At 74.8% G+C, this 8,889-nt stretch carries 10 protein-coding genes; 7 read left to right on the top strand and 3 right to left on the bottom strand.

The window, feature by feature from the left end; all coding sequences use genetic code 11:
* Both VR45_RS02200 and VR45_RS02195 read left to right on the top strand, forming a co-directional pair.
* Nucleotides 1-1,198, top strand: a 1,198-nt coding sequence (locus tag VR45_RS02200) for a dihydroxy-acid dehydratase (protein ID WP_045937947.1), incomplete at its 5' end; no start/stop codon positions are given.
* Nucleotides 1,199-1,281: 83 nt separating this feature from the next.
* Complete coding sequence (locus tag VR45_RS02195) at nt 1,282-1,809, top strand: hypothetical protein (RefSeq protein WP_234325803.1); 528 nt, start codon at nt 1,282-1,284, stop codon at nt 1,807-1,809.
* A 14-nt stretch (nt 1,810-1,823) separates the two neighbouring features.
* On the opposite strand, the gene VR45_RS02190 is transcribed toward VR45_RS02195, so the two are convergent.
* A complete protein-coding gene (locus tag VR45_RS02190) occupies nt 1,824-3,161 on the bottom strand; it encodes a hypothetical protein (protein WP_045937946.1) in 1,338 nt (445 codons plus the stop codon).
* A 108-nt stretch (nt 3,162-3,269) separates the two neighbouring features.
* The gene (locus VR45_RS02185; RefSeq protein ID WP_159394096.1) at nt 3,270-3,719 is read right to left on the bottom strand and encodes a hypothetical protein; all 450 of its coding nucleotides are present in this window, start codon (nt 3,717-3,719) and stop codon (nt 3,270-3,272) included.
* Between the two features lie 187 nt (nt 3,720-3,906).
* On the opposite strand from VR45_RS02185, the gene proC reads away from it, so the two are divergent.
* From proC to VR45_RS02170, 3 genes are all read left to right on the top strand, one after another.
* Nucleotides 3,907-4,734, top strand: coding sequence for a pyrroline-5-carboxylate reductase (proC, locus tag VR45_RS02180; protein ID WP_045937944.1), 828 nt, complete (start codon nt 3,907-3,909; stop codon nt 4,732-4,734).
* Between the two features lie 30 nt (nt 4,735-4,764).
* A complete protein-coding gene (locus VR45_RS02175) occupies nt 4,765-5,421 on the top strand; it encodes an HAD family hydrolase (protein WP_045937943.1) in 657 nt (218 codons plus the stop codon).
* Between the two features lie 214 nt (nt 5,422-5,635).
* Nucleotides 5,636-6,814: an MFS transporter gene (locus tag VR45_RS02170; RefSeq protein ID WP_045937949.1), complete on the top strand. Its 1,179-nt coding sequence runs from the start codon at nt 5,636-5,638 to the stop codon at nt 6,812-6,814.
* 46 nt (nt 6,815-6,860) lie between these two features.
* Here the strand turns inward: VR45_RS02170 and VR45_RS02165 are convergent, their stop codons facing one another.
* Nucleotides 6,861-7,346, bottom strand: a complete 486-nt coding sequence (locus tag VR45_RS02165) for a MarR family transcriptional regulator (protein ID WP_045937942.1) — start codon at nt 7,344-7,346, stop codon at nt 6,861-6,863.
* Nucleotides 7,347-7,452: 106 nt separating this feature from the next.
* Here VR45_RS02165 and VR45_RS02160 point away from each other — a divergent pair, with 106 nt between their 5' ends.
* Both VR45_RS02160 and VR45_RS02155 read left to right on the top strand, forming a co-directional pair.
* A complete protein-coding gene (locus tag VR45_RS02160; protein ID WP_045937941.1) occupies nt 7,453-7,848 on the top strand; it encodes an HGxxPAAW family protein in 396 nt (131 codons plus the stop codon).
* A 69-nt stretch (nt 7,849-7,917) separates the two neighbouring features.
* Nucleotides 7,918-8,889 (top strand): acetoin utilization protein AcuC (locus VR45_RS02155; RefSeq protein WP_045937948.1); only part of this gene is annotated, 972 nt, incomplete at its 3' end.

The following is an 8,889-nucleotide window of genomic DNA, read 5'->3' as shown; positions in this document are numbered from 1 at the left end:
GCCCGGCAACGGCTCGCTGCTCGCCACCCACACCGCCCGCCGCGCCCTCTACGAGGCCGCCGGCCGGACCGTCGTCGAGATCACCGAGCGGCACTACGGCCAGGACGACTACTCCGTCCTGCCGCGCTCGATCGCCTCCCGCGCCGCCTTCGAGAACGCCATGGCCCTCGACATCGCTATGGGCGGCTCGACCAACACCATCCTCCACCTGCTCGCCGCCGCCCAGGAGGCCGAGCTGGACTTCGACCTGCGGGCCATCGACGCGATCTCCCGCAAGGTGCCGTGCCTGTCCAAGGTCGCGCCCAACGGCGCGTACTACATGGAGGACGTGCACCGGGCCGGCGGGATCCCGGCCATCCTCGGCGAGCTGCACCGGGGCGGGCTGCTGAACGAGGACGTGCACACCGTCCACTCCGACTCGCTCACCGAGTGGCTCAAGACCTGGGACGTCCGCGGCGGCTCGCCGTCCGCCGAGGCCGTCGAGCTGTGGCACGCCGCCCCCGGCTGCGTCCGCTCCGCCGAGGCCTTCTCGCAGTCCGAGCGCTGGGAGTCGCTGGACACCGACGGCGCCCGGGGCTGCATCCGCGCCGTCGAGCACGCCTACTCCGTCGAGGGCGGGCTCGCCGTGCTGTACGGCAACCTCGCCGAGGACGGCTGCATCGTGAAGACCGCCGGCGTGGACGAGTCGATCTGGACGTTCAGCGGCCCGGCCGTCGTCGTCGAGTCCCAGGAGGACGCGGTCGAGGCGATCCTCGCCAAGCGGATCAAGGAGGGCGACGTCGTCGTCATCCGCTACGAGGGCCCCAAGGGCGGCCCCGGCATGCAGGAGATGCTCTACCCGACCTCGTTCCTCAAGGGCCGGGGCCTGGGCAAGGCCTGCGCGCTGGTCACCGACGGCCGCTTCTCCGGCGGCACCTCGGGCCTGTCGATCGGCCACGCCTCCCCGGAGGCCGCGTCCGGCGGCACCATCGCCCTGGTCGAGGACGGCGACACCATCGCCATCGACATCCCGGGCCGGCGGATCTCGCTGGAGGTCCCGGCCGAGGTCCTGGACGAGCGCCGCCGCGTCCTGGAGGCCGGCCACGGCTACCGGCCGCAGAACCGCGACCGCCAGGTCAGCCAGGCCCTGCGCGCCTACGCCGCGATGGCCACCTCCGCCGACAAGGGCGCTGTGCGGGACGTCAGCAAGCTCGGCTGACCCCCGCCGCGATTACGGAGGCGCCGTCCCGGCCACCGGGACGGCGCCTCCGCCGTTCCCGCCCGCCGGGGATAATCGGACCCGTGACCCAGGACCCCACCCCCACCACCCAGCCCGCCGGCGCCCCCGAGCCGGAGCCGATCCGCTGGTTCGGCACCAGCTGGGTCGAGCGCGGCGGCGACTACCGGCTGCGCCGCGTCCTCGTCCCGGTCGGGGCGCTGCTCGCCGCCGCGGCCGGCGCCTTCGTGCTGCGCCTCGCCGTCGACGGCATCCGGGTCGCCGACAACGGGGGCTTCCTCAACGGACTGCTGGTCGCCGCGGTCGCGATCTGCTCGCTGCTCGCCGCGCTGCGCACCTGGAAGCTGCTCACCGAGGGCCGGGACGCGCTGACCGGCTGGATGGCCGAGGACAAGTCGCTCGGCGTGGTCTGGGTGATCGGCGGGATCGGCTCCCTGCTCGCCTACTTCCTCCGCGCCCTGCGCGAGGCCCCCGGCGAGGCCCTCCACCGGGCCCGCTACGAGAAGGCGCTCGCGCAGCACGAACGCCGGCAGGCCGGTCGCAGCGGCCGGCCCGGTGCCGGGGCACCGGGCCGGGCCAAGCGCAAGCGCTGAAGCAGAGGGGCCGGTCAGCTGCGGCTGACCGTGCCGCAGACGCCGTCCGTCCGCAGCTCCTTGGTGCGGTCGTACGGGTCCGAGAGCGGCCCGGAGGGCGCGGGGGACGTCCCCCCGGCGGCCGCGAACTGGTCGAACTGCGGGTGGTACCAGCCGTCGTAGACGTCGCACTCGCTGTTGCCGACGTCGGACATGGTCTGCTCGAAGTAGAGCCGGTCCCGCTCGACCTGGAACTTCGCCGGGTCGTAGAAGCGGAAGGTGTCCACCCGGCGCACGATGGTCCGCGCCGTCCAGGTGTCCCCGGCCACGTCGGCCGCCGGGGTGAGCAGGCCGACCGGCTTCGGCGCGCCGCCCCCGCCGGGCGCCGGGCTGCCCGTCGGCCGCGCGGGACCGGAGGGCCTGGGCGCGGTGGCGCGCTTGGCGGCGTCCGGGCCGGGCCGGAGCGGGTAGACGAAGGTGAAGTCGGTGTGCACCAGCACGCCCCGCTTGCCGTCCCCCTCGACGCTGATCCGGCCCTGGAGCCGGTAGGTGTCGCCGACCGGGATCGCGTCGCGCCCGTCGAAGCGGCTGAACCAGCCGGTCGGGTCCTGGTCGCGGGAGGGACTGGCCAGCGCCTTCTCGGCCGTCGCCCGGTCCTCCGGGCCCAGCATGGCCAGGGCCGCCTCCGGGCGGCCGCCGGCCACCACCTTCGGGTCCAGGTTGGCCGCCGCCAGGTACCGCTTGACCAGGTCGACCTGCGCGGCGACCTGGTCGGCGCCGAACACGCCGATCCTGGTGACCGTGCCCGGTTCGGGCCCGAACGCGTCGATGCCGGTGGGCCACCCCTCGGCGGGCGAGCCCGCCCACGGGCGGTCGACGGTCGGCTGCTTCGGGTCGACCGGCGGCGGCGCGGCGGTCGGCGCCCCGGTCTCCGGAGCGACGGTCGCCACGGGCGTGCCGGCCGTCGTACCGCCGGAGCCGTCGCCGAACCGCGTCGAGTACCAGGACCGCAGCCCGTCGACGTTCAGCGCCGCGAGCACCAGGGCGACGGTGAGCACCACGAACAGCGGTGTCCGCCACCACCCGCCGCGGCGCGGCCGGGGGTTGCCCCACGGGTCGACCGGCCGCGCCCGGCGGGCGAAGCGCTGCCGCGGCCGGGGCCCGTCGTTCACCGAGCGTCGGCCGCCGGGGTCGACCGGCGGCGTGTGCTGCCACCGGGCGGCGAGCATCCGGGTGCGGCCCGCCTGCTCCTTGACGGCGGCGCCGCGGACGAACTCCTCGTCGAGTACGAGGTCGGCGAACGGGTCCTTCCCGTCCGTCCCGTCCTTCGGCTCCTCGGACGGACGCGGTTCTGGGTCTTCGGCGATCGGCATCGCGCCAGTATGCCGACGGGGTGTGACGGGTGTTCGATCGGGGCCGCACCGCCGGGTGAACACCCCCGCCGGAGCGGGGCGGTCGACCACCCGTTTCCTCCCGGGGCGTCAGTCCTTGCTGCGGGCGCGCTTCACCGAGCCGACCACCCCCGCCACACCCAGGACCATGGCCGCCGGGAACAGCGAGAGGAAGAACGCCTCGAACACGCCCGCGTCGCCGAGGAACAGCTGGGCCAGCGTGTTCAGCAGGAGCAGGCCGCCCGCCGCCGGGAGCGCGGCCTGCCAGGGGTGCTCGTTCGCCCACTTCTGCAGTCGCCGGTCGGCGGTGTCCCGGCGCAGCCGGCCGCCCACCGTGCCGACCAGGAAGAAGAAGAACAGGGCGAGGCCGGCCGGACCGGCCAGCATGCTCAGCGACCAGTCCCCGTCGATCAGATCGATCACCAGGTCCGTCGCCCCCACCAGGGCACCGACCCCCGCGGCCGTCCGCCACGGGCCCAAGGTCGCCGCGGCGACGGCGACCTGCCGGTTCTCACGTCGGGACATCTCTCCGTGTGCCATGCCTCCACGGTGCGCCCGCGTTCACCGCCGGACCATAGGGGAGAACCCCGAGATTCGCCCTAGGGGCCTCTCGTCCGGGGTGCCGCTCCGCCGGGTGCCCGCAGGGTGGACGGTGCCGCCCGGGGGCGGGGCGCGGTGCGAGGATGACCGGGGTGGCGGGACACAACACCGGAGGCAAGGAGCGGCCATGACCAGCAGCGCGGCGCACGGACAGAAGATCGCCTTCCTCGGCACGGGCAAGATCGGGGAGGCCCTGCTCTCCGGTCTGCTGCGGGCCGGCAAGGACCCGGCGGACGTCCTGGTGACGGCCCGCCGGCCCGAGCGGGCGGCCGAACTGGCCGCCAGGTACGGGGTCGGCGTGGTGGGCAACGCCGAGGCCGCCAAGCTCGCGGACACCCTGATCCTCGCGGTGAAGCCGCAGGACATGGGCACCCTGCTGGACGAGCTGGCGCCGCACATCGACCCCGACCGGCTGGTGATCTCGGCCGCGGCCGGCATCCCCACCGCCTGGTTCGAGGCCAGGCTGGCGCCCGGCACCCCGGTGGTCCGGGTGATGCCGAACACGCCCGTCCTGGTGGACGAGGGCATGAGCGTCATCTCCGGCGGGTCGCACGCCGCCGAGGCGCACCTGGAGCGGGCGGAGGAGATCTTCCGCTCGGTCGGCAAGGCACTGCGGCTGCCCGAGTCCCAGCAGGACGCGGCGACCGCGCTCTCCGGCTCCGGCCCGGCGTACTTCTACTTCCTGGTCGAGGCGATGACCGACGCGGGCATCCTGCTCGGGCTGCCCCGGCAGGTGGCGCACGACCTCATCGTGCAGTCGGCGATCGGCGCCTCGGTGATGCTGCGGGACTCCGGGGAGCACCCGGTGAAGCTGCGCGAGGCGGTCACCTCGCCGGCCGGCACCACCATCGCGGCCATCCGCGAGCTGGAGAACCACGGGGTGCGGGCGGCCCTGCTGAGCGCGCTGGAGGCGGCCCGGGACCGCTCCCGGGAGCTGGCCTCCGGCGGCAAGTGACCCGGAGGGACGGCCGGTAGGGTCGCCCGTATGGCCTATGAACTGGTGATTTTCGACAACGACGGTGTCCTGGTGGACAGCGAGCCGCTCTCCAACCGGGTGCTCGCCGACTATCTGACCGAACTGGGCTACCCGACCACCGTCGAGGACTCCTACCGGGACTTCATGGGCACCGCGGCCCACCGGGTGCACGACGTGATCGCCGAGCGGCACGACGGCGCCCTCCTCCCGGAGGGCTTCGACGAGACCTTCCACGGCCGGGTCTTCGACACCTTCACCGCCGAACTCGCCGCCGTACGGGGCGCGGAGACGCTGCTGAAGGAGCTCCGGCAGGGCTCCGTGCCGTACTGCCTGGCCTCGTCCGCGCACCACAGCTGGATCCGCGCCGCGCTGGACGTCACCGGTCTGCGCGGGTGGTTCCCGGAGGAGCGGATCTTCAGCGCCCAGGACGTGGGGGTGGGCAAGCCGGCGCCGGACCTGTTCCTGCACGCCGCCCGCACCCTCGGCGTCGACCCGGCCGCCTGCCTGGTGGTGGAGGACAGCCCGAACGGCGTGCTCGCCGCCCGCGCGGCCGGCATGGACGTGTACGGCTACACCGCGCTGACCGACCCGGCGAAGCTGACCGCCGCCGGTGCCACCGGCCTGATCGCCGACCTCGCCGAGGTGCTCCCCCTGCTCGACCGGTAGCGGCCGGACCCTGGGAGGGGTGTGCGGCAGACGCAGCCGTCTCACGCGCACCCCCTCCCGCGAACGCCCGTCAGCGCCTACGCTCTCGCCACCGACCGCCGTACCGGCCAGTAGCGAGGTGGATGTGCCTACCGAGAGTGCCTACCGTTCCGGGAGCGACGCGGGGGACGGGAGCGTCCCGGTCACGCCGCGGCTCCGGGCCGGCCGGGCGGCGCTGGCCGCGAGCTTCCTCCTCCAGGGCGTCACCTTCGCCCTGCTGGTCACCTGCATCCCGGAGATCCAGGACCGCTACGGGCTGAGCGACTCCCTGCTGCCGCTCTTCCTGGCCGCGGTGCCGGTGCTGGCCGGGGTGGGGTCGATCGCCTCCGAGCGGCTGGTGCGCCGGACGAGCGCGCGGGCCGTGCTGCGGGTGGTCCAGCCGGCGGTCTGCGCCACCCTGGCCGCCGTCGGCCTGGGCGACGAGCTCTGGCAACTGGCGCTGGCCCTGGGCGCCTTCGGCCTGCTGGTCGGCGCGCTGGACGCGAGTATGAACATGCTCGGGGTCGGGCTCCAGCACCGCTACGGCCGCTCGGTGATGCTCGGCTTCCACGCCGCGTTCAGCCTCGGCGGCATCGTCGGCGCGGCCGTCGCGGGTCTCGGCGCGCACGTCGGGCTCGGTCTGCCGGTGCTGTTCGGGACGGCGGCCGGAGTGGTCGCCCCGCTCGCGCTGCTGGCCGGCACCAGGTTCGCCGGACCGGCCGAACTCGGCGACGCGGTACGGGAGGCCGCCGCGGCCGCCGCCCGGTCGATCCCCTGGCGGCCGCTGCTGCCGCTCTGCCTGGTGATGGCCTTCGCCTACATCGCCGACGCCTCGGTCTCCAACTACAGCGTCAAGTACCTGACCGACGGTCTCGGCAGTCCCGAGGACGTCGCCAAGCTCTCCTACCTCGGCTACATGGTGGCGATGCTGCTCGGCCGGGCGCTCGGCGACCGCGCGGTGCAGCGCTGGGGCGCCGTTCCGGTGGTGCGGTCCGGTGCCGCGCTGTCCGCGCTCGGGTTCGCGCTGGCCGCCGCCGCGCCCGCCGCCTGGGCCGGGATCGCCGGGTTCACCGTGCTGGGGCTGGGGATCTGCGCGATCATCCCGCAGGTGTTCGCGGCCGGCGGGCGGCTGTTCCCGGCCGACTCGGACGCCGCGGTGGCCCGGCTCAACCTGTTCAACTACGTGGGGTTCCTGGTGGGTTCGCCGCTGGTGGGGGCGCTCGCGGACGCGAGTTCGTACCGCTGGGCGCTGCTGGCGCCGATGCTGCTGGTACTGGCGGTGCTGCCGCTGGCGGACCGCTTCGCCCCGGCGGCGTCGACCTCCCCGGCGCCCACCGGCCCGGCCGTCCGGGACGCCGTCCGGGGCACGCCGTAGGGCACGCCGTAGGGCGAACCGTCGGGCGCGCCACCGGGGGGCCGGTTCAGGGCGTCGCCTCCCTGATCTCCGCCAGCGACTCGTGCAGGATCGCCTTCGCACGGGTGAACCAGTCGGTGAGCACGGCGATCTCGGCCGGGGTGTAGTCGGCGAAGAGGCCGTTGATCCGTCCGTAGAACGGGCCGTAGACCTCCATGATCCGCTCCTGTGCGGCGGCCTCCAGCACCACCCGCACCCGGCGGCGGTCGCCCGGGTCGGCCTCGCGCCGGGCGTACCCGGCCTTCTCCAGCCGGTTGAGCACGCCGGTCACCGCGCCGGTGGTCAGCTGTGCGCGTTCGGCGAGGTCGCCCGCGGCCAGGCCCTCGCCTGCCATCGCCGCCTCGATCAGGAAGCCGACGCAGGTGAGGTCGGTGACGTTCAGGCCGAGCCGCGCCGCGATGTCCTGCTGGCCGAACTGCGCGAGCGCGATCATCCGGTCCATCGCGTAGAGCGCCTGCTCGGGCGTCGCCTCGGGGCGCGGCTTGCCCTCCACGGGAAATCTCCTTAGCATCTAAGTTACTTACCTCGTGAGATAAGACATCAGTCCGTTCGCGGACGGGAGCCCGGGTGGACCCGTCCATCACACCAAACGAGGACACATGGGCGCACACGCTGATCACGACATGGGCCACACCGTGGCCGGCTGGACCGGCACCGCCGTCGTCACCCTGGGCTTCGCCGTCGCGGGCGCGGCCTTCGTCGCGGGCTCCGGGCCGGGGCTCTGGGCCGGTGCGGCGCTGATCCTCCTCGGGGCGGTCGCCGCCTGGACGCTCCACCTGGCCGGCCGGGGCAAGGCCACCGGGCCGCGCCCGCCGGAACTGCGGCACTGGCGCACCCCCGACCCGGCCGGCCGCCACGGCCACCCCGACTGCCTCGGCTGCCGGCTGGCCGGCCGCCGAACCGCCCGCCGAACCGCCCGTGCTGCCGTCCCGGCCCCCGCGCACGCCCCCGTTTCCGCCGCCGCGCCCACCCCGGGGACGAGCGCCCGGGTCTGACTCCCGTACCGCGGGCGTTCAAGGACCCGTTGCCCGGCCGCACGGCCGCCACCCACTACGGTGGAGGCCATGCCCGACGCCGAGCGTGACCCCTCCTGCGGCCTGCACCTCTTCTGGGACGAGGCGGTCACCGCCTACGACTTCGGCCCGGGCCACCCGATGGATCCCACCCGGCTGTCGCTCACCATGCGCCTGGTCGAGGACCTCGGCCTCGCCGCCGGGCCGGGCGTCACCGTCCGCTCCGCGCCCGCCGCGGGCGACTCCACCCTCCGCCTGGTGCACACCGCGGCCTACGTCGAGGCGGTCAAGCGCGCCGCCGCCCACCCCGACCGGCAGGATCCGCGGCACGGCCTCGGCACCGACGACAACTGGTCCTTCCCCGCCGTCCACTCCGCCTCCGCGCTGATCGCCGGCCAGTCGGTCGCCGCCGCCGAGGCCGTCTGGCGCGGCGAGACCCCGCACGCGGTCAACTTCGCCGGCGGGCTGCACCACGCGATGCCCGACCGCGCGTCCGGCTTCTGCGTCTACAACGACCCGGCCCTCGCCATCGCCCGGCTGCTCGAACTCGGCGCCGAGCGGATCGCCTACGTCGACGTGGACGTCCACCACGGCGACGGCGTCCAGCAGGCGTTCTGGGACGACCCCCGGGTGCTCACCGTCTCGCTGCACGAGCACCCTGCCACGCTCTTCCCGCAGACCGGCTGGAGCACCGAGACCGGCGGCCCGGGCGCCGAGGGCTCCGCCGCCAACCTCCCGCTGCCGGCCGGCACCGGCGACGCCGGCTGGCTGCGCGCCTTCCATGCCCTGGTGCCCGAGCTGCTCGCCGCCTTCCGCCCGCAGGTCCTGGTCACCCAGCACGGGGCCGACACCCATCTGGAGGACCCGCTCGCCCACCTCGCCGTCACCGTGGACGCCCAGCGGGCCATCGCCGAGGAGCTGCACGGGCTGGCGCACGAGCACGCCGACGGCCGGTGGATCGCGCTCGGCGGGGGCGGCTACGCGGTCGTCGACGTCGTCCCGAGGGCCTGGACCCATCTGGTC

Origin of the sequence: Streptomyces sp. NRRL S-495 (assembly GCF_000966955.1) — a bacterium.
Taxonomy (GTDB): Bacteria; Actinomycetota; Actinomycetes; order Streptomycetales; family Streptomycetaceae; genus Kitasatospora; species Kitasatospora purpeofusca.
The sequence above is the reverse complement of the archived record's forward strand: the minus strand, read 5'-3'. Positions and strand labels throughout refer to the sequence as shown.